The sequence below is a fragment of the Dyella tabacisoli genome, assembly GCF_003350925.1.
GTDB lineage: Bacteria > Pseudomonadota > Gammaproteobacteria > Xanthomonadales > Rhodanobacteraceae > Dyella_C > Dyella_C tabacisoli.
Genome location: NZ_KZ857183.1, coordinates 16,088 through 36,720, shown reverse-complemented (window position 1 = coordinate 36,720; position 20,633 = coordinate 16,088). Strand labels below are relative to the sequence as shown.

General features: G+C 65.6%; 14 protein-coding genes and 1 pseudogene. 5 read left to right on the top strand and 10 right to left on the bottom strand.

Annotation, left to right across the window (positions count from 1 at the left end; translation table 11 throughout):
- Positions 1-4: 4 nt before the first annotated feature.
- The 10 genes and pseudogenes from DVJ77_RS18445 to DVJ77_RS18395 all read right to left on the bottom strand — a co-directional run.
- Entirely contained in the window at positions 5-1,642 is a 1,638-nt protein-coding gene (locus DVJ77_RS18445) for an AMP-binding protein (protein WP_114847002.1), read from the bottom strand.
- The gene (locus DVJ77_RS18440) at positions 1,639-1,884 is read right to left on the bottom strand and encodes a phosphopantetheine-binding protein (protein ID WP_114847001.1); all 246 of its coding nucleotides are present in this window, start codon (positions 1,882-1,884) and stop codon (positions 1,639-1,641) included. Before DVJ77_RS18440 ends, DVJ77_RS18445 begins: the two co-directional genes overlap by 4 nt.
- Positions 1,881-8,912, bottom strand: coding sequence for an amino acid adenylation domain-containing protein (locus tag DVJ77_RS18435; protein WP_114847000.1), 7,032 nt, complete (start codon positions 8,910-8,912; stop codon positions 1,881-1,883). Before DVJ77_RS18435 ends, DVJ77_RS18440 begins: the two co-directional genes overlap by 4 nt.
- Positions 8,909-9,616 carry an iron-containing redox enzyme family protein gene (locus DVJ77_RS18430; protein WP_114846999.1) on the bottom strand — a complete coding sequence of 236 codons (708 nt, stop codon included), beginning with the start codon at positions 9,614-9,616 and terminating at the stop codon, positions 8,909-8,911. The genes DVJ77_RS18435 and DVJ77_RS18430 overlap by 4 nt, the downstream gene beginning before the upstream one ends.
- 41 nt (positions 9,617-9,657) lie before the next feature.
- Positions 9,658-10,515 (bottom strand): class I SAM-dependent methyltransferase, encoded by an 858-nt coding sequence (locus DVJ77_RS18425; RefSeq protein ID WP_114846998.1) that lies wholly within the window; start codon positions 10,513-10,515, stop codon positions 9,658-9,660.
- A gap of 25 nt (positions 10,516-10,540) precedes the next feature.
- Complete coding sequence (locus DVJ77_RS18420; protein ID WP_114846997.1) at positions 10,541-11,374, bottom strand: SDR family oxidoreductase; 834 nt, start codon at positions 11,372-11,374, stop codon at positions 10,541-10,543.
- A complete protein-coding gene (locus DVJ77_RS18415; protein ID WP_191983723.1) occupies positions 11,352-12,419 on the bottom strand; it encodes a sulfotransferase in 1,068 nt (355 codons plus the stop codon). The genes DVJ77_RS18420 and DVJ77_RS18415 overlap by 23 nt, the downstream gene beginning before the upstream one ends.
- Before the next feature lie 2 nt (positions 12,420-12,421).
- A complete protein-coding gene (locus DVJ77_RS18410; RefSeq protein ID WP_114846995.1) occupies positions 12,422-13,318 on the bottom strand; it encodes a family 3 encapsulin nanocompartment shell protein in 897 nt (298 codons plus the stop codon).
- 20 nt (positions 13,319-13,338) lie between these two features.
- Positions 13,339-14,616: a DegT/DnrJ/EryC1/StrS family aminotransferase gene (locus DVJ77_RS18405; RefSeq protein WP_114846994.1), complete on the bottom strand. Its 1,278-nt coding sequence runs from the start codon at positions 14,614-14,616 to the stop codon at positions 13,339-13,341.
- A 438-nt stretch (positions 14,617-15,054) separates the two neighbouring features.
- A pseudogene (locus tag DVJ77_RS18395) lies at positions 15,055-15,360 on the bottom strand (tyrosine-type recombinase/integrase); the annotation flags it as partial.
- Between the two features lie 284 nt (positions 15,361-15,644).
- On the opposite strand from DVJ77_RS18395, the gene DVJ77_RS18390 reads away from it, so the two are divergent.
- The 5 genes from DVJ77_RS18390 to DVJ77_RS21520 all read left to right on the top strand — a co-directional run bounded on the left by DVJ77_RS18390 (position 15,645) and on the right by DVJ77_RS21520 (position 20,566).
- Positions 15,645-17,504 (top strand): Mu transposase C-terminal domain-containing protein, encoded by a 1,860-nt coding sequence (locus DVJ77_RS18390; RefSeq protein ID WP_114846992.1) that lies wholly within the window; start codon positions 15,645-15,647, stop codon positions 17,502-17,504.
- Positions 17,501-18,007 (top strand): TniB family NTP-binding protein, encoded by a 507-nt coding sequence (locus DVJ77_RS18385; protein WP_114846991.1) that lies wholly within the window; start codon positions 17,501-17,503, stop codon positions 18,005-18,007. Before DVJ77_RS18390 ends, DVJ77_RS18385 begins: the two co-directional genes overlap by 4 nt.
- 23 nt (positions 18,008-18,030) lie before the next feature.
- Complete coding sequence (locus DVJ77_RS18380) at positions 18,031-18,417, top strand: hypothetical protein (protein WP_162791563.1); 387 nt, start codon at positions 18,031-18,033, stop codon at positions 18,415-18,417.
- Positions 18,418-20,064: 1,647 nt separating this feature from the next.
- On the top strand, positions 20,065-20,307 hold the full coding sequence (locus DVJ77_RS21715; protein ID WP_114846989.1) for a hypothetical protein: 243 nt from the start codon (positions 20,065-20,067) through the stop codon (positions 20,305-20,307).
- Positions 20,240-20,566, top strand: a complete 327-nt coding sequence (locus tag DVJ77_RS21520; protein WP_114846988.1) for a hypothetical protein — start codon at positions 20,240-20,242, stop codon at positions 20,564-20,566. Before DVJ77_RS21715 ends, DVJ77_RS21520 begins: the two co-directional genes overlap by 68 nt.
- Positions 20,567-20,633: the final 67 nt, after the last annotated feature.

Genomic DNA, 20,633 nt, shown 5'->3' with positions numbered 1-20,633 from the left:
GTGTTTATTGTGGCATCGCGCGCAATTGATCTTGCAATACGTACTTCTGGATCTTGCCGGTCGCGGTGAGCGGCATCTCGCCGACGACGTGCACGCGATCGGGCCAGTACTGCGCCGACATCCCGGCCGCGCGCAGGTGATCGCGGACGTCGGTGAGCGACGGCGCGTGATCGCGCGCGACGATCACTGCGCACACCCGCTCGCCGACCTGCGGATCCGGATCGGCGACGAGCGCGACCATCGCGACCTGCGGGTGGGCGGCGAGCGCGGCCTCGACCTCGAGCACCGGCACCTTGTAGCCATTGCGCACGATCACATCCTTGATCCGGCCGACGATGCGGATGCCGCCGCGGCCGTCGTCGCGCACGAGATCGCCGGTGTCGAACCAGCCGTCGGCGTCGACCACCGCCGCGTACAGCTCGGGGCGCTGGAAGTAGCCGAGGCACTGGTTCGCGCCGCGCACGCGCAGGCGGCCGCTGCCGTCGTCGGCGCGGTCGGCGATCTGGACCTCCATCCACGCGCACGGCCGACCATCGCTGTGCGCCGGCCAGTCCGGCGGATCGTCGGGCGCGGTGAACGTCGCGCCGCCGATCTCGGTCATCCCCCACAGCGCCTGGACGCGGACGCCGAGCACGTCGCGCACGGCGCCGATCAGGTGCGGCGGCACGGCGGCCGAGCCGGTGACGATCACGCGCAGGCTCGCGAGCGAGCGCGGCTTGCGTTGGTGTGCGTCGACGAGGCCGCTCACGTAGTTGGGGATCGCGTAGATGAAGCTGATGTGGTGGCGCTCGATCAAGTTGAGGCCGCGATCGGGATCGCCGAGGTCGGCGAACACCGCGGTCGCGCCGGCGTGGAGCGGGACGAGGAAGTTGTAGAGAAAGCCGATCATGCCGGTCATGCCCGACGGCGAGTGAACGACGTCGGCGGCGGTGATCTCGGCGCTCTCGCTGACCGCGCGCACGATCGCGTACAGCGTGTTGTACGCGTGGACGACGCCCTTGGGCTCGCCGGTGGTGCCGGAGGTGTACATGACGAGGAAGACATCGTCGGCGGCGGGGGCGCGGCGATCGAGCTCCGCGGTGGGGAGCGGCGGCGAGGCGGCGAGCCAAGCGGCGAAGTCGAGCTCGCCGGGATGGCCGCCGTCGAGGTCGATGAAGATGCGGTGGCGAAGCGCGGGCAAGCTTGGCGTGAGCTCGCGGAGCAAGTCGCGGTGCGAGAACCGCATCCACGTCGCCGGGCCGACGTACACCACGGCCTCGGTGCGCGCGAGGATGAACTCGACCTCGCGCCGGCGGTAATCGGCCGGGATCGGCGCGACCACGGCGCCGATCCGCGCGCACGCGAGCGCGGTCGCGTTGAACTGCCACCACGTCGGCAGCTGAAGCGCGACGATGTCCTCGCGGCCGACACCGAGCGCGATCAGGGCGGCGGCGATGTGGTCGACCTCGCGTGCGAGTTCGCCGTAGGTGATCGCGATCTCGTCCTTGGCGAACGCGCGCGCGGCGAGCACGGCCGGCTGATCGGGCGTGCGTGCGGCGGCGGCGCGCAGATCGTCGACGAAGGTGGTATCGCGCCACCAACTGTGGGCGCGGTAGCGGGCGCCGTGGTGGTGGGCGGGCGCGTTGACGAAGCGGGCGGTCATGTCGGGGCGGCTCCTGCGTCGCGCTCGCGGATCAGCTGATCGCAGTGCGCGGTGACTTGCTCGAGAGTGTTGAACATCTCCGCGATCTCGATCTGCACGCCGAGATCGCTGGCGATCCGGTTGGCGGCATGGACCGCGCGGATCGAATCACCGCCCAGGCTGATGAAGTCGTCGCTCGGCTCGACGGTGGGGACGTTGAGGATCTGCATCCAGTACTTGGCGATCGTGTCCTGCGTGGTCATGGCGCGGTGCTCCGGGTCCGAGTGTCGATGAGGGTGCGGATCCTCGCGCCGAGTGCGCTGGCGTGCGGCTGCGCGATCATCGACAGGTGATTGCCAGCCGAGAACTCGACGCGGACGTCGCAGCGTTCGAGCCAGCCGCGTGCGAGGTTGGTCGGGATCCCCTCGTAGCGATCGCGCGCGGCGATGTATTGAACCCGCCCGCCGGGCCACGGCGGCGCGGTGTAGGCGGCGGCGGCGCACGCGTTGTTCTGCCATACCCTGGCGAGCCGACGGCCCTCGTCGAGATCGGAGAACGGAAGCACGGCGCCGATGGCGCGCGCGCGAACCAGCAGGCGCTGGATCTGGTCGTCCAGCGGCAGGCTGCGCAGCTCGTCGGCGGCGATCCAGTGGGTGGCTTCGAGCAGGACCGGCATCAGATCGGCAAGTTCGATCGACGTGGATTGCGCGATCTCGGGGCTCGGGGCGTCGAGCAGCACGCACAGCGGCACCGCGTGGCCAGCCGCAGTCAGCCGGCGCGCCATCTCGTAGACGATCATGCCGCCGAGCGAGGCGCCAGTCAGGAGGTACGGCCCAGCGGGTTGGACCGCGAGGAGCAACTCGATGTAGCGGCTCGCCATCGCCTCGACCGAGGTGTCGAGCGGTTGATCGCGCTCGACGCCGCTCGCCGCGAAACCGTACATCGTGCGATCGGGATCGACGGCACGCGCCAAATCGCGATAGACCAGCGCGTGGCCGCCGCCGCCATGGACGAACACCATTGGCGGGCGGTGATCTCCGCGCTGGAGTTCGATCAAGCAGCTGGCTGTCTGCGTGACCTCGGCGCCGGCGAGATGGGCTGCGAGCGCGCGAACCTGCGGCTGCTGGAGCAGTGTCATCATTGCGACCGGCCGGCCGAGCACCGCTTCGAGCCGCGAGCGCACTGCGACGAGGAGCAGCGAGCTGCCGCCGAGGTCGAAGAAGTTGTCGTCCGCGCCGACCCGGTTGACGCCGAGTACGCCGGCCCAGATCTCGGCAATCGCGCGCTCAAGCTCGCCATCGGGGGCGATGTAACCGCCACCGCGCTCTTCGCGGCGCGCCGACGGTACTGGGAGGGCAGCGCGATCGATCTTGCCGTTCGGCGTTATCGGCATCACGTCGAGAACGACGATCGCGCTCGGCAGCATGTAGCGCGGGAGCGCGGCGGCGAGCTGATCGCGGAGGTGATCGACATCGACGGGCGGGGCGACGTACGCGACGAGGCGCGGATCGCCGGTGTCGTGGCGCACCATCGCGATCGCCGCAGTGATGTCGGGATGGGCGAGCAGCTCGGCCTCGAGCTCGCCGAGCTCGATCCGGAATCCGCGCAGCTTGACCTGGTGATCGGCACGGCCGTGGAACTCGATCGCGCCATCGGCGCGCCATGCCGCGAGGTCGCCGGTCTTGTACAGGCGCTCACCGGGCGCGAGCGGATCGTCGACGAAGCGCTCGGCGGTGAGCTCGGGGCGGTTCCAGTAGCCGCGTGCGACGCCGGGGCCGCCGATGAAGATCTCGCCGCGCACGCCGATCGGCGCCGGCTGGCGCGCGCGATCGAGAATCCGGATCGTGGTGTTGGCGAGCGGGCGGCCGATCGGGATCGTGGTCGCGCCGGGCTCGACGGCACGCATGGGGTGCCAGGTCGCGAACGTGGTGGTCTCGGTCGGCCCGTAGACGTGGAGCAGGCGGCGCGGCCCGACGGCGAGCACGCGGCGCACCGCGGCTACGTCGCACACCTCGCCGCCGAACAGGAGGTGATCGACGGTTCGGAACGCGTCGGGCGCGAGCGCGGCGAGCTGATGAAACAGGGCGGTGGTGATGAACAGCGCGGTGATCCCGCTCGCGACGATCTCGCGGGTGAACAACTCGGGCGACAGCACGATATCGGGCGCGAGGCCGTGCAGGCGCGCGCCGGTGAGCAGGGCGCCCCAGATCTCGAACGTCGCGGCGTCGAACGACGTGTTCGAGGCGTGGCCGATGACGTCGCGCACGGTGAGCTGGACGTAGTCGGTGGCGAGCACGAGGCGGGCGATCGCGCGCTGTTCGATGCACGTGCCCTTGGGCCGGCCGGTCGATCCCGACGTGTACATCACGTACGCGAGGTCGCGGCTAGTCGTGGTGATCGGCGGGTTGGCGGTGGAATGCGCGGTGAGATCGGCGGCGGCGAGCCAGTCGCGGCTGATCACGACCTTCGCACGCACATCGTCGGTCATGTACGCGAGGCGCTCGGCCGGGTAGGCCGGATCGAGCGGCACGTACGCCGCGCCGGCCTTGATCGTGGCGAGCACGGCGACGATGAAGTCGATCGAGCGGCCGAGGCACACGCCGACGCGATCTTCGCGGGTCACGCCGAGCGCGATCAGGTGGTGGGCGAGCTGGTTGGCGCGCGCGTTGAGCGCGGCATAGGTGAGCTCGGAATCTGCGAACGTGAGGGCGAGGTCGTCCGGTGCGCGGACGACCTGGGCTTCGAACAGGGCGTGGAGGGAGAGATCGTCGGGGAACGGCGAGATCGCCTCGCCGAGCGCGCGCAGGGCGGCGTGCTCGCGGGCGTCGATCATCGATGTTTGATCCAGGGCGCGATCGGGGTTGGCGATCAGCGCGCCGAGCAAGATCTCGAAGTGCGCGGCCATGCGCTCGATCGTCGGGCGATCGAACAGGTCGGTGTTGTACTCCCACGTGGTCGCGAGGCCATCGTCGGTGAGATGAGCGAACAGGGTCAGCTCGAACTTCGCCATCCCAGGGTGGACGTCGAGCGGGCGCGCGGTGAGCCCGGGTACGCCGAGGTCCGCGGGCTGCGCGGTCTTGACCGCGAACATGACCTGGAAGATTGGCGTGGTGCGCGGATCGCGATCGGGCTTGAGCGCGTCGACGACGCGATCGAACGGCAGGGCCTGGTGCGCGTACGCGGCGAGGCAGGTCTCGCGCACACGCGCGACGAGCTGGCGGAACGTGAGCGCGCCGGCGGTGTCGACGCGGAGGGCGAGCGTGTTAACGAACAGGCCGATGAGGGGCTCGAGCTCGCCGCTATTGCGGCCGGCGATCGGCGAGCCGATCACGACGTCGGGCTGGCCGGTGTGGCGGGCGAGCAGGGCACCGTACGTGGCGAGCAGGGTCATGAACTCGCTCACCGATTCGCGCTGCGCGAACGCACGGGTGGCGCGCGCGATCGTCGCCGGGAGGACGCGATCGACCGTGGTGCCGCGCACGGTGCGCGCAGCCGGGCGTGGCCGGTCGAGCGGGAGCTCGATCACCGGCGGCGCGCCGGCGAGCTGGGCGCGCCAGTACGCGAGATCGTCGGCGAGCCGCACGCCGGTGAGCTGCGCGCGCTGCCAGGCGGCGAAGTCGGCGTACTGGATCGCGAGCGGCGCGAAGGCCTCGCCGCGGTACGCCGCGCCGAGCTCGCGGAGGGCGATCCCGATCGACCAGCCATCGCACACGATGTGGTGCATGGTGAGCAGGAGGACGTGGTCGTTCGCGGAGATGCGGAGCACGCGGGCGCGGATCAGCGGGCCGGTCGCGAGGTCGAACGGCTGCTGCGCCTCGTGGACGGCGCGCGCGGCGATCGCCGACTCGTCAACGGTCTCGACCGCGAGCGTCACGCCGGTCGCGTCGGGCGCGATGATCTGCCGCGGCTCGCCGTCGAGCTCGACGTACCGGGTGCGCAGGACGTCGTGGCGGTCGATCACGCGGCGGAGCGCGGCGGTGAGCGCGGCGAGGTCGAGCGCGCCGGTGAGGCGGAGGAACCACGGCACGTTGTACGTGAAGCCGCCGGGCTCGAGCTGCGCGAGGTACCACATGCGCTGCTGCGCGAACGACAGCGGGATCGCGTCGGCGTGATCGACACGCGGGATCGCGCGATCTTCGGTCGGCGAGATGGTCGCGATCGTCGCGATCTTCGCCGCGAGGCCGCGGATCGTCGGCGCCTCGAACAGCGCGCGGACGGGCAGCTCGATCGCGAGCACCGCGCGCAGCCGCGATACGACCTGGGTGGCGAGCAGGGAGTGGCCGCCGACCTCGAAGAAGCTCTCGATCACGCTGATCCGCTCGATTCCAAGCACGGCCGCCCACACCGCGGCGACCTGCGCTTCGAGCGCGGTGTCTGGCGCGACGTATTCGCTGTGCTCATCGTCGGGCCTGGGCAGCGCCTTGCGATCGACCTTGCGGTTCGGCGACAGCGGGATCGCGGGCAAGACCACGATCGCCGCCGGGATCATGTAGTCGGGCAGGCGGGCGCGCAGGTGATCTTTGATCGCCGCGGTCGTCGGCGCCGCGTCGGTGCACGTCACGTAACCGACGAGGCGCGGCTCGCTGCCGTCGTGGCGGACGATCACCGTTGCCTCGCGGATCGCGGGGTGGCTGCCGAGCGCGGCCTCGATCTCGCCGAGCTCGATGCGGTAGCCGCGTAGCTTGACCTGATCGTCGGCGCGGCCGAGGAACACGAGCTCGCCGGTCGCGAGGTACTTCACGCGATCGCCGGTCTTGTACATGCGCTCGCCGGCGCCGGCGAATGGATCGTCGACGAAGCGCTCGGCGGTGAGCTCGTCGCGGCCGAGGTAGCCACTCGCGACGCCGGCGCCGGCGATCCACGCCTCGCCGGGCACGCCGATCGGCACCGGCTGACGATCGGCGTCGAGGATGTAGATCCGCACATTGGCGATCGGCCGGCCGATCGACGGCAGGGTGTTCCACGTCGATGGTGCGCCGGTGAGCGGGAGCTCGCTCGCGAGGTGGGTCTCGGTCGGCCCGTACTGGTTGTACAGCCGGCACGCCGGGAGCTGGGTGAACAGCGCGGCGATCGCCGGCGTGATCCGGAGCTGCTCGCCGGCGGTGATTACCTCGCGGAGTGCGAGGCCCGCCGCGGGTCGGCCGTGCGCGGCCTCGGCGAGCTGATGCAGGGCGACGAACGGCAGGAACAGGCGCTCGACGCGCGCGGCGGCGAGCCGGCGGAGCAAGGCGTCGGGATCGCGGCGCTCGTCCTCACTCGCGAGCACGAGGCAGCCGCCGTTGGCCCAGGTCGCGAACAGCTCCTGAAACGACACGTCGAAGCTCGGCGACGCGAACTGCAAGGTGCGCATCGGCCTGGGCGAGCGCGCGGCCTGCCACGTGATCAAGTTGACCACCGCGCGGTGCGGCATCGCCACGCCCTTGGGCTTGCCGGTCGATCCGGACGTGTAGATCACGTACGCGAGGTCGTCGGCGCTCGCCGTCCGGCGCTCGAACACACGATCGATCGGCGGCGGGGCCTCGACGAGCAGGATCTCGGCGGCGCTCGCCGCCAGGCTGGCCACGACGGCCGATTCGCTGATCAAGACCCGCGCCGCGCAATCGCGGACCATGAACGCGAGCCGGTCGGCGGGGTACGACGGATCGAGCGGCACGTACGCCGCGCCGGCCTTGAGCACGGCGAGCACCATCGTCGGGAACGCCACACCGCGCGACAGCGCGAGCGCGACGCGCGCGCCGGGCCCGCAGCCGCGCGCGCACAGGATCGCGGCCCAGCGCTCGGCGCGCTGATCGAGCTCGCGGTACGTGACCGGCTCGTCGCCGGCGAGCACCGCGATCGCGTCCGGCGTGCGCCGGGCCTGCGCGTCGAACAGCTCGGCCACGTGCGCGACCCGCGGCGGCGGCGTGTGCGTGTGGTTCCACGCGTAGATCACGCGATCGCGCTCGGCGGCGCCGAGCAAGGGCAGCGCGGCGAGTCGGTCGTCAGGCCGCGTGACCGCGGCCTCGAGCAGGATGCGGTAGTGATCGATCATGCGCTCGACGGTCGGCGCGTCGAACAGGTCGGTGTTGTACTCGACCCAGCCGGCGAGCTCGCCGTCCTGCAGCTCCCACGACACCGTGAGATCGAACGTAGCGGTGCCGGCGTCGAGCAGTGTCGGCGCGAGCGTCGACTCGCCGAGCTCGACGTGCGGAAACGACGTTTGCAGGCCGAACATGACCTCGAAGATCGGCGTGCGGCTGAGGTCGCGCGTCGGCTTGATCGCATCGACGAGCTGCTCGAACGGCACGTCCTGGTGCGCGTATGCGTCGAGGCACACCGCGCGCACGCGCTGGACGAGGTCGCGAAAGCTGCGCTCGCCGTCGACGCCGACGCGGAGCACGAGGGTATTGGCGAAGAAGCCGACCAGGCCCTCGAGTTCGTGGCGGTTGCGGCCGGCGATCGGCGCGCCGGTCACGACGTCGGACTGGCCGGTGTAGCGCCAGAGCAGAGCGTCGAACGCGGCGAGCAAGGTGATGTACAAGGTCGCGCGCTCGCGACGACCGAAGTCGATAAGCGAGGTGACCAGGCCGCGCGGCAGGCGCGGAAACAGCCGGGCGCCGCGCCCCGAGCGGGTGGCGGGCCGCGGGCGATCCGACGGCAGATCGAGGCCGTCGGGGATGCCGGCGAGCTGCGCGCGCCAGTACGCGAGCTGCGGCGCGAGCGCATCGGCGGTCATCCAGCCGCGCTGCCACAGCGCGAAGTCCGGATACGTCACCGCGAGCGCGGGCAGACTAGCGCCCGCGCCACGGTAGAACGCCGCCGCTTCGCCGATGAGGATGCCGATCGACCACTGATCGCACACGCTGTGATGCGCGACGACGATCAGAGCGTGATCGCCGCCGTCGATCGCGAGCAGGCGCACGCGGACGAGCGGCCCGGTCGCGAGGTCGAACGCGCGCTGCGCCATGCCGCGCGCCACCACGGCCACGTCCGCTTCGCGGACCTCGTCGATCGGCATTGCGAGCACGAAGCTGTCGACGACGACCTGCCGCGCCTCGCCGAGCACGTCGGTGAAGTGTGTACGCAGGGCGGCATGGCGGTTCACCACCGCCTGCAGCGCGTCGCGCAGCGCCGCGCGGTCGAGGCGACCGCGCAGGCGAAACATCACGCTCACGTTGTACGCCGCGCTCCCCGGCTCGAGCTGCTCGATGAACCAAAGCCGCTGTTGCATGAACGACAGCGGGACCACCATGTCCGGCGCGTGGGCGGCGAGGGCCGGCGGCACGAAGCGCGGGGAGTGGGCGCGGCTCACGCCTGGGCGTGCTTCGGGGCGTGCTCCGGGGCGTGATCGCGGCCATCGAACGCCGCGTCGAGCGCGTCGAAGAACGCGATCCACAGCGACCACATCTCGCGCGCGGCCTCGTGGATCTTGTGGATCTCGATCTCCGACAGCTCGGAAACGATCGCCTCCTGCGCACTCTCGATGTGGCCGGGCTCCTGCTGTGCGTGAATCGTCACCCACGGTAGCTGCTTCGCGCCGGTCACCCGGCGCACCGACACGCCGATGCCCGACACCATCGCGAGATCGGCGACCTCGGTGCCGTACAGAAAGCCCAGGCCGGTCCAGCAGTCGGTCGCGGCCTCGCTGTAGCGCTGGACCAGGCGCTCGGTCGCGGGCAGCGGCGCGGCGGCGTTGACCGCCTCGGCCGAAAAGCCGACCGCGGTCATCGTGTCGACGTACACCCGCTCGTGGGCGCGGTCGGGCTTGCCCTCACCGAGCTCCTCCCACAGGATCTTGGATACGGCGGTCTTCATCTCGATGTCGCGCAGGTTCGAGACCAGGCGCGACAGGAAGGTCGGAAAGAAGTGGAGTGGGTGCCACCACTGACCGAGGAAGCGCGCGACCTGGCCACGATCGAGATCGGAGCTCTGCTTCACACGCGCGAAGAACCGATGGTTGATGAGCTCGGCGCGAAGAGTGTCTTTCATCAGCGCCTGTCGAATCGTTGGGATCATTGCTGCTTCTCCTTATCGAAAGCGTGAAATAAACAAAGTAATCAGGGCTTGTCCGCGACGACCACGCCCCACGCGAACTCGCCCTGATCGATCGCGACTTGGATCTCCTGGCACGACGCTGCAAAGCCGAGCATCCAGTCGCGCGCGGCCGGGTTGGCGGTCTCGGCGGCACGCGCGGTCGCCACCTTGCCGAGCACCTGGTACGTGCGTGCAAGGTGCGGCGACAGCTCGCGCGCAAGCCGGACCCGGAAGCCGACCTGCTCGAGCGCTTGCTGATAGCCGACGAGCGAGTAGCCCGAGGTCCAGCGCACGCGGTCGTACACGTGCTTGCGCGCGCGCGGGCTGATCTCGAGCGTGGGCTGCAGGAAGTCGGAGATCGCGAGCCGACCGCCGGGCGCGAGCACGCGGAACATTTCGGCGTGGCTGCGTGGTTTGTCGGGGATCAAAAACAACGCGTCCTGGCTCACTACGTGGGTGAACTGGCCATCTTCGTACGGCAGTTGGGTCGCGCTGCCGTGGCGAAAGCTCACGCGCTTGGCGACCGCCGGCGGCAGCTCGCTGCACTTTTGCGCAGCGAACTTGACCCGCTCGAGGCTGAGGTCGAGACCCTCGCACTCGCACGCGAACCGGCGGGCGAGCGCGAACACGAAGTTGCCGCAGCCGCAGCCGACGTCGAGCACGCGCGACGACGCCGTGATCTCGGCGGCGTCGCCGAGCAGGCGCGACGTGGCGTCGGCGGCGGCGTGATAGTCGGTCGTGTTACCGTCGGCGAAATAGCCAGTGTGCAGGACGCCTTCACTGTCCCAGAAACTCAGGTAGTTCTGCGTGCTCGCGTCGAAGAACTGCTCGACGTCGCGCTCGGTGAAGGTGGGGGTAGGGGCGGCGGTGGCGGTGATCATGCGTGCCTCAAGATGAGAGAGAGGATCAGGTGACCGCGGTCGGATCGACGGCCGCGAGGTGATCGGGCAAACCACCGGCCGCGCACGCGCCACCGTCGACGAGCTGCACCGTGCCGGTGATGAAGCCGGCGCGATCGCTGGCGAGGAAGGCGGCGAGTGCGGCGAATTCGGCGGGATCGCCGATCCGGCCGAGCGGGATGTGGCTGGCCTGCGCGCGCACGCTGGCCTCGTGATCGCCCGCGTAGCGTGGCGCGAGCTGGGCGGCGAGTCGCTCGACTGGCCCGGTGCGCAGGTACGCCGGCGCGAGCACGTTCACCGTCACGCCCGATGCGCCGAGCTCGGCGACCAGGCCTTGCGCGAATCGCACCAGCCCCGCGCGCGCCACGCCGGAGAGTGTGTAGTCCTTGACCGTGCGCACCACGGTCTCTGACGCGATGATCAGCAATCGCCCCCAGCCGCGCGCGCGAAGGTGCGGCAGTGCGGCCAGCGCGAGCTGGATCGCCGGGAATAAGGACGTCTGCGTCGCGTCGCGGTAGGCGTCGATCGCGAAGCGCAGCGGCGGCCCCGATGGCGGTCCGCCATTGTTGGTCACCACGATGTCGAGCCGCCCCAGCTCTGCCGCCATGCCATCCACCCACGCGCGAATCGCGTCGTCGTCACGCACATCGACCCGCGCGCTCAGCACGCGACCTTTGCCCAGCGCGTGCAAGTTGCGCTCCGCCGCAGCGAGCCGGTCGGCGTTGCGCCCGCAGATCGCCACATGCGCGCCTTCGCGCACCAGCTCGTGCGCGATCGCATAGCCGAGCCCCGCCGAGCCACCGGCGATCAGCGCGACTCTATCTTGCAGACCGAGGTCCACGTTCGCTCCGGGGCAGGGGTTGAGGATGAGGGTGGGTGTGGTCGGAATCGACGCGGTCACTGGAGGTCGCGTGGTCGCGAGAATGGGAATCCGCGTTGGCGTGCGTGGACGCGGCGTCAGCAGGTGCGTGCGTGGTTCTGCGGGTAAGTGGGTATCCGTACTTCCGCATGAGTGGCCATGCCAGTGCGATCGTAGTCAGCTGATCGCGCGTGGGTAGCTCATCGCGCCATTTGCTGTCATCGGGCCGGATCACCGTCGGGCCGGACCGGAAGCGATCAGGATTGCCGGTCACCGTATGGTTCGGTTGCAACTCGGCGACCCGACCGCGCAGCGGCAGCGTGCTTGGATCGCCGCCGACCAGCTCGACGAGCGCGCGCAGCACAGGAGCCGGCTCGCGGATGAAGTCTTCGTAGCGCACGAACAGCGAGCGCTCCGGGTAACGTGCGAGGAGCGCGCGCGACGCGAGGTTGAACGTGAGCCAGTACGCCGTGCTGCGAAATGCCGACAGCTTGTAGGCGTAGTCCTTTTGCCGCATCCACGAGTGCGCAGTCGCACGCGGATCGCGCACGAGGTGCACGTAGTACGCCTCGATGCCCTCGACATGCTCGAGCAACGCCGCCTCGCCGGGGATCTTCGTGCTGTCGACGATCACCTGGCAGCCGGTCGCCTCGACGATCGCGCGGTACGTGCGCGCCATCGTCTCGGCGTGCTGCCGACGGTCTTCCGTAGCGATGCCATCGCGCAAGGCGCGCCAGGTGTGCCGAGTGCGAACGCTCCGTGCCTGCCGCGCGCACACTTCGCGCGCGTGGGCCTCGCGCGCGTGGACCGCTGGCTGCTCGCGCTCGAGCACGCGCGACCAGATCGGACACACCACCAGCTCGCGCCCGCAGCCGCACTTGGTGTTCGAGCCCTTGCCGTACGCGTTCTTCCACAGGAAGTGGAGCTCGCCAACGTGGAAGAAGCCTTCGACTTCGTTGAGCAAATTGCCAATGATCGTGCTGCCGTTGCGGCACCAACCATTGATCGATAACACCTTGATCGTCATGTTCAGGTGAGGGCAGCGATCGAGAAGTGGGTGGGCAGGTGGATGGCGAGCGCGGTCTTGATCTCGCCGCGCACGGCGAGGCCGTCGCGCGCGAACGTGCCCTCGGGCGGGCGATCGAACGCGATCGTCGAGCGCTGGCTGTCGAAGATCGTCGCGCCGGCGTAGAAGTCGCCGACGATCGCTTGGCCAGCGTTAATCATCCGCGTGCGCACGATGCGGATGCCTAGGTTGGCGAGCCCGGTGAGCACGTCCTGGCGCGGGAACAGGTACTGGAAATAATCGGCAGGGTTCATCACGATGCCATCGGCCGAGCCGCCCATCTGCTCAACGTGCTCGCATGCGGCGAGCAACGAGGTGACCGGGTCGGCGAGCGCGGGCAGGCGGCGGAGGTCGGGCATCTCGAGCAGGCCGCGCATATGATCGCCGCCCTTGCCGAGCGCGAGCGACTGATTCTCGGCGGTGCCGAGGCGGACGAGGAGGCGAAAGTCGATGAAGGTGGCGAGCGCGACCGGATCGGCGAGCAGGGCCTCGGGGATCTGCACCCACGCGCGGGTCGGTTGGAGCGGGACCTTGCCGCACTGGAAGTCGAAGCCAGCCTCGAGGCGGAGCGCTTCGTCGCGCACGCGCTTGGCGGCCTCGGCGGGGCGGGTCTCGAAGAAGTAAGTGGCCTCGGGGCCTTCGGCTTTCACGATCTTGAACAGCGCGCGCATCGCGATCCGTGGTCGACGCCGGAAGCCGGGGAAGCTGTCGGTGATCGTGACCGGGAAGTCGACGCGCGCCGACGTGCCGGCCTTGGCGTACGCCGAGGCGAACGCCTGGCCCGGGGTGGGGCCGGCGGGCTCGGCGGACGGCGGGATGGCGGGCGCGGCCGGCGATAAAGAAGAGTGGGGCGAATACATGGTGGCCTCGGGCGCGTGGGTTATTTGACTTCGGCGGTTTCGACGACGTCGGCCGATCGCGGCGCGAGGTCGGCGTGCGAGGACGCGCGGCGTTGCATGACCTTGCGGATCGCGCGGATCAGATCGTCGCAGTCGGCGCGGGTCAGGGTCGGTGACATCGGGATGTCGACTGCCTGCGACAGGTGCTGCGTGGTCGCCGGCAACAGCGCGCGGATCTCGGCCGGGCTCTTGCCGCGGAACAGGAACCGCCAGTTCCAGAAACAGCGCACGTTGGGATCGTTGGCCGACGCGAGCGCGCGCGCGTCCACGCCTTCGCTGCACAGCGCGGCGGCGACCTGCACCACGTGATCATTACTGTCGTGCGGGAGGCGGAAGATCAGCGAGTCGCCCAAGTAGCTGCCCGGGATGACCGGCTGGCGCACACTGATGCGCTCGAGGTCCGCGATCTGATCGACGACATAGTCGTAATTGCTGCGCAAGATCTCAAGTCGGCGCGGCAAGCGCGCCATTTCCGCATGGGCGAGCGCGGCGCGGATCTCGTCCATGCGGAAGCTAAAGAGTGGGTAGTCGAGATCGCAGATCTCGGGTGGCGGACCCGCGAAGTGACGCTTGAAACGCCCTTCATAGGCACCGGAGAGCACCACCGCCTTGGCGAACTGCGTGGCATCGCGGCACACAAGAAAGCCACCTTCGCCGGTATTCAATGACTTATCCGATTGTGTGCTGAATGCCCCGGCGTCACCGAACGTGCCGGTGTGCTTGCCGCCGACTACGAGGCCGAGCGAGGGCACCGCGTCCTCGACGACCGGGATCTTCCACTTGTTGGCGACGGCGAGGATCGCGGGCATGTCGCTCGCGAAGCCGCGCATGTGGACGACCACGATCGCGCGCACCGCCGGCGACATCTTGCGCTCGAGATCGGCGACGTCGAAGTGCAGGTTGTGATCGCACTCGATCAGGAGCGGCCGGCCGCCGGCGAGCAAGATCGCGCTCGGCGTCGCAGCGAACGTAAAGCCCGGGCACGCGACGAGCGCCCCCGGCTCGAGCTCGAGCGACATCAGGCCCAGGGCGATCGCCGCCGTGCCGCTCGACACCGCGAGCGCGTGCGGCACGCCGAGGTAGCGGCGGAGCGCCGCCTCGAAGCGGCCGGTCTCGGTATCGTTGTACGCCCGATAGTCATATCGGAAATACAGCCGATTCGCCAACGCCTGGCGCGGCGCACCCAGGTCCTCATCGTCGACGAAGACATTGCCCTTGTCGTAGGTTGGCCAAGGGAATGTTCGAACCGATTTGTCCATATGCTCTCCTGCAAGGGCGGCATGCTCTCCTGCAAGGGCAGCGCAACTGGACAAACGGTCGCGCCCGACCTTGTGGTTGAGTTCGACAATAGCGGAAGCGAAAGTGAAGACTGAGTGAATAGGATATGGCGGACTCGAGATCTGCGGAAAAGGTGATTGCTCAGTTAACGGCGACGAGCAACAGCATCGCAAAAGCATTTCTGGCTCCGTTTGAGGAAGAGATGCTTGTTGCCGTGTCGCAAAAATCACGCCCTCAAGGTTTCGTCGGATTGAACCGGCACACCGTTCTTCATGGGGAGTCGGTGGATTACGGAACCAAGGAAAATGGTCTGCGCGCGATTTCTCTTCTGAATTACGTATCTCAATCTTGCAACGGACGTTGGAAAGGGAGGATGAGCCGGAAGGGGGAGATCGGATCCCACTCTCTCCGCCTAACATTTAGGCGTCCTCAAGCAGACGCGCTACAGGATTGTCAGCAGTTTGGAAGTACCCCATGACGCTGGACACCGCGCGGTGTTCGGTCATCGCCATGATGGCAGGTAGTGACACGCCCTGGCGGCTCGCCTCGGTCACGAAGCCCGAGCACAGACTGTGCCCACTAAAGTCCCCCTCGAGGCCCGCCAATCTCGCGCGGCGTTGCACAATCTCGCCGACGGCGGCCGGCGACAGGTGTCGTTGACCACGATCCCGCGAAAAACTGACACAGTTACGCGGATCTTTTGAAAAAGATGACTCCAGCCAGTCAGCTTCCGTGATTGATGGCCACCAAATTTCTTATAGAAAAAACAACTTGTTTAGGATCAATACTTAAAGTTCGAGGTCTCATGCGTAGCCTGCGCTCATCCCCCATCGGACACGAATGCAGGGGAGTTGTAAGGTTTGGACACGATTCCTGAGAAGGAAAAGTCGCTGACTACCCCGCCCCGTTGCCGCACTCCCCTTGCAATGGATTGATAAGGGGCCGTTGACATTGAAGAAACCGCCTTTGTTGGAGGCTTCAGAAAAACAGGTGTTTGACTTGAGGGTGCATGCGTATGTCTGATCAGAATCAGCGCTCAGTCGCTACCTCTCGTGCACGAAAGCCAACCGTTCTTCGCGTACAGAAAGGTGCAGACGTCGTCTATCAAAATTGCGCTGCGAAGGTTCTGGCGGCTTGCTCGTCTACGCAGATACTTATTAGTATTTCCGGAACAGATAAAGCGATCTGGGTGTCGGCCGGGGAGCTAAGTGGCTATCTCTCTACGCATGTTGGAGCGGATGGCACCGCCCTGAAGGCTGAGCTAGTTGTATCAGGTGCGGAGCTGGATCGGGCGAATCAATGGGTTATGAGTTTCGCTCCTTACGCAAGGAACGAGTTTCTTTCTTCTTCTGCGCAGAGCGAAATTGCCCAGGCAATGAACGCCTCATCACGAACCGTGAGGCGGCACTTCGACCGATACCTGTTCGATCCAAGTCCTGAGCATCAGCTTCCCTGGAAGCCTGGCCCGGAGCCTGGCTCCAGTCTTCTTCCTAAACCCGTTGATGAAATTATCTTTAAGGCTATTGCGGAGAAGTACGAAAGCCCGGAGCGAGCCAGCGTAGCGGCAACTCGCCTATATGCGGCCAAGCTCGCTAGAGCTGCAGGCTATGCGCCACCCTCTTATAACGCAGTTTCTGAGCGCGTAAAGCGCTGTGACAGATGGCGAGCTGCGCGCAAACGCCATGGGCGTGTGCGGGGTGATGCAAAGGCTGGGCCGGCAGGTGGCGGGATAGAAGTTGAGGAGCCATTGCAATATGTGCAGATGGATCATGCCATCGTTGATGTCATCGTCGTTGATCCGGTCACTCGGGAAGAGATCGGCAGGCCGTGGATTACGTTGGCAATTGACGTTGCTACGCGTTGCATAGTGGGATTCTATTTAACGTTCGATTCGCCATCTCAAACTAGCGTGGCGCTCGCGCTAGAGCACAGCTGTTGCCCCAAGGATGAGTGGTGCAAGAAAATCGGCTTCAATGATGAGTGGCGCCCCTTTGGCATCATGAAGTGTATTGGATGGGACAATGCCAAATGCTTTAAGGCAACATCGTTGGTAACTGCATGCGAACGGATCGGCATCCAACCAAAGTTCCGTCAGATTAGACACCCCGAGCATGGCGCCTACATTGAGCGATTCATTGGTACGTATATGGGAAAGGTCCACCTACTAAAGGGGACGACATTCTCGAACACCAAGCAGCGCGAGGACTACTGTAGCCAAAAGAAGGCTGTAATGACGCTGCGGGAACTGGAGCTATGGACCGCTCATCAGATTGCTGTTTATCACAACACGCGACACAGCTCGTTGGGCGTGACGCCACTGGAGGCTTGGGATTCGGCGTGGACAAGAGACGGCAAGTACGTGATTCCGCCTTTTCCTGCGGATCGGAGGTCCTTTCGGCTCTCACTTCTACCGGGCAAGCATCGAATGGTAGGCCGAGAGGGGATATCTAGATTCAACTTAAAGTACTGGGACAACTCGCTCGTCCCATGGATAGGCGATGGCAATAGATATTGGGTGGCGCACGATCAGCGTAACGTAAGCCGTGTTTACATCAGGCTTCGAGACATTTGGATCGATGTTCCATGGCGCGATCGGTCGCGTCGTCCTTGCGCTCTGTTTGAGTTGGAACGATCAAAGCTGGCTGTTAGATCCAGGCATGACCGCGCCTATAGTGAGGCTGCGATTTTCGACCATCTCGAACATTCATGCCGCGTCGAGGATGAGGCGATAGTAACCACCCGTAAGGAGCGTCGTGATCGAGCACGACGCCCACCAGATGACCGTCAACACAAAGAGACATCGCCTTCATCCGTCGACTACTCAGTGGCTTCCTCGTTGTCGACAGACCCTCATGAGGCCTTGCGATGAGAGACGAGTTTCTTCTCGAGAAGGGAACTAGTGAGGTTCTTAACAAGAGTCTGAGCGATCGACTTTCCTGGATTCAGAATGAACACTGGGTCAATACACGCATCAGTCGAATGGCATTCCAATGGATGGAGTACTTGCTGCGGAGCGAACGAACTGAGCGACCGGATTGCCTGCATCTAATCGGTGACTCGGGGAGAGGGAAAAGCGCATTACTACGCAATTTCTCAGAACTGCATCCTGTTATCGACTGCGAGGATCCCCTGCGCAAGAGGCGCCCAGTCTTGCGGGTGGTGGCAAAGCCTGAGGAAAGAAGTGGCGCAGTGGCTGTAGGAGCGGCAAGTTTGCGTTACATGATCATGAGATCTGCATGGCCAGATGCAAGGCGCATGACCGATCACTGCTCCACTGAAGAGTGTGATGAAATACTAAAAATTCAGGGCGTAAAACTGTTGCTGATTGACGAGGGTGGAGAGTTTTCCGTTGCTGGAAATCGTCTCAGATAAAAACCCTTTCAGAAGTGAGGGGCATGTCCACCAGGCTAAAAATAAATATCGCCTTCGCCACGGTTGAAAAGTATGAGCATGTTTTCGACATGGATGATCAGCTAAGCAAGCGATTCAAACGAAAAATCAAAATTCCCCTCTGGGAGGAATCGCAAGATTTTCGCGATTTCTTGTCCGGCTTGGAGTCATACCTCCCATTTCCAGCACGATCGTACTTGGATCGACAAGAGATGGTGAGGTGGTTGCTCCTGCATGGAGGCGGCAATACGGACGCGATTGTTACGTTAGTTCGACTGGCGGCAATGTGGGCGCTGGATCGAGGAGCCGGCTTCGTAGCCAAAGACGATTTTGAAACGGCGCGGGAAGCCAGTCTGCCACCGCCCATTGCGATTCGTGGCGCGGCGGCATGAGTCTCGAAGTGATGGCTGGACTTGGATCTCGTCGAGCGCACGGGGAGTCGTTGGTATCTTGGCTCCGGGCAGGCCCAGTTCCTTTGGCTGCATGGACCGGCGAGGCAGTCGACCATTACACCAATCACCTATCCTTGTACTGTCCTTGCTGTCGAGCCAAAGACGGTGGGAAAGTTCGATACTACAGTCGTGGTGAGTGGCAAGATCCACGTCGCGTCGTTTGTGCAGCACATGTTATCCCTTTGGTGCGGGCCTCCATGCCGCCGAAACATGTCGGAATGCCCCGGTTGGGGTGTGAAATTCGATTCCAACTGGAGCAGCTTGCACGATGGATCGAGGCATGGATACAGCTAAGCCCGGCCACTGTTGTTGGCAGGCCGGTCTTTGTCTCACACTGCCTTCAGGACCAAGTCCTTCGGGCTTTAACTGAGCAAAATGGCAGCGCCCAATCTTTTGCGGTCGCCTGCTGGCGATTATGGCTGGAAGGTTGGCCTTTGCCGTCACACCCTCATGAACGCCCGGCATCTCAAGTTGGCGAGTTGAGCAGTCAGACGGATCGATTGGCATTGGTTGCAACCACCTGGAAGGTGTGGGGTTGCTTGGTAGGAGCTCTGCCCAGGTTGTGGCCGGCGTTGCCAATTGATTCTCAAAGCTTCTCCAGATTACAGGTGGCGCTTCTTGAGACTTGGCCACGCCTTGCTGATCGACTGCCGCTTGTTCTAACTCCTGATCCCTGATGATTGGACATCCTGCGTAGATTGTTAATCGATGGAAAGGGCAGTGGGGGATGCACTGATCTGGCGCGGCGTTCTGGTCGCAAAGTCCCAATGGCCCCGGTCTGCTCCCAACTGATGGGGCGCGTTGCGAGCGATTAGCGATCGTTATCGAGGGTAGGGGGGCTGGCAGCCTCGTGGCAAGCACGGCGGCGAGTTTGGAACTGGGTGATCTCGATCCAACAGATCAACCGCTCTGCAATAGGAAGGTCTTCACGCGCTCGGCGCTGCGCGCCGGCTGCTCTTGCATGAGGCAGTGCCCGCCCAGCACCACCTGGCTACACACGTGGACATTCTTCGCGCGCTAGCGAGACACCAAGCTGGCAACGAAGGGGTATGTGTGCATGCCGTGCACGACCTCGGTGGGGGTCGAAATCCTGGTCAACGATGGCCACAGACGGCGCGAAAATGAGCCGAAGATCTCTGCCTCGCGACTGGGCTGGCACTTTAGCTCGATGCCACCATCGACCTCCTTCAATGCATGCTGGATGTATGCCTCGAAGGCAGCCTGATCCCATCCGGAGATGTACCTACGTGAAGAGATTCGGCTAGATCGCCAGCGGCCGGCGATCTAGCCATTGGCTTCTCTCTCACCGCCAAGACAACCATTGAACTCATCAGTTGATTGGAAGCCGTGATGCCCACTCGGGTGCTGCCGTATGCTGAGGGGGAGGGCTCACGTGGTGGCTCTTGGTTGGGGCGTTGTGGCTGACCGTGATGCCCTGAGCCCAAAGCCGTGGCACTGCTCTTACGTAATCGGTGCTTGACCCTCCGTCTCAATTTAGGCCTGGCGACCCTCCCTAAGGCTTCGGCGCCGCTTCGTGCAATGCTGGCATCGGTATGATTAAGGACAATCACCAGAGGGGCGGTAGGCATGGCGGTGGGATTCGATCTCCTTGCTTATATTCAGGATGTGGGCGACGGGCATACGGGGCCCGGCGGTTACGCCGGTACACGCGGCGAGAATAAGCGCCTGGAAGGTTTCATGATCACGCTCGCCCCTTGGACGCGAGACCTAGAGGGCGCGGCACCGGGTCGATGTTTGGGGCGTGGGCGATGCCGGGTGGATCAACGGCGGCAGCTTGATCGGTACCCGCGAACAAGGCAGGGTGATTGAGGGCTTCCGCATCAAGCTGACTGGCGAATGCCTGTCAGAGTACGGCGAGCTCTACATGGCCCACGTGAGCGGTAGGGGCGAAGATCACGGCAATGACGAGCGAGACACCGTGTGGCTCGCTTATGGCGAGTACTGCGGCAGGCACGGTCGCCAAATCGAAGCGCTGGTGGTCCAGATTGTGCCGCGCAAACCGAATTTTGTAAGGCTGGTCTCCAAGACAACCTCGAGCAACCGCTCGCCACTCAATCGCCTGCGATGAACGATGAATTGAACACTGACGCGATGCCTGCCTTTGACCCTAGGCGGTTGGCGGGGACGGGGGAAAG

Excerpts from the sequence above, each read along its gene's own strand:
- DVJ77_RS18390 (WP_114846992.1), top strand. The coding sequence starts at position 15,645 with ATGCGTATGTCTGATCAGAATCAGCGCTCAGTCGCTACCTCTCGTGCA.
- DVJ77_RS18440 (WP_114847001.1), bottom strand. The coding sequence starts at position 1,884 with ATGACCACGCAGGACACGATCGCCAAGTACTGGATGCAGATCCTCAAC.
- DVJ77_RS18405 (WP_114846994.1), bottom strand. The coding sequence starts at position 14,616 with ATGGACAAATCGGTTCGAACATTCCCTTGGCCAACCTACGACAAGGGC.
- DVJ77_RS21715 (WP_114846989.1), top strand. The coding sequence starts at position 20,065 with ATGGCGGTGGGATTCGATCTCCTTGCTTATATTCAGGATGTGGGCGAC.
- DVJ77_RS18415 (WP_191983723.1), bottom strand. The coding sequence starts at position 12,419 with ATGACGATCAAGGTGTTATCGATCAATGGTTGGTGCCGCAACGGCAGC.
- DVJ77_RS18410 (WP_114846995.1), bottom strand. The coding sequence starts at position 13,318 with ATGTATTCGCCCCACTCTTCTTTATCGCCGGCCGCGCCCGCCATCCCG.
- DVJ77_RS18445 (WP_114847002.1), bottom strand. The coding sequence starts at position 1,642 with ATGACCGCCCGCTTCGTCAACGCGCCCGCCCACCACCACGGCGCCCGC.
- DVJ77_RS18385 (WP_114846991.1), top strand. The coding sequence starts at position 17,501 with ATGAGAGACGAGTTTCTTCTCGAGAAGGGAACTAGTGAGGTTCTTAAC.
- DVJ77_RS18430 (WP_114846999.1), bottom strand. The coding sequence starts at position 9,616 with ATGATCCCAACGATTCGACAGGCGCTGATGAAAGACACTCTTCGCGCC.
- DVJ77_RS18425 (WP_114846998.1), bottom strand. The coding sequence starts at position 10,515 with ATGATCACCGCCACCGCCGCCCCTACCCCCACCTTCACCGAGCGCGAC.
- DVJ77_RS18380 (WP_162791563.1), top strand. The coding sequence starts at position 18,031 with ATGTCCACCAGGCTAAAAATAAATATCGCCTTCGCCACGGTTGAAAAG.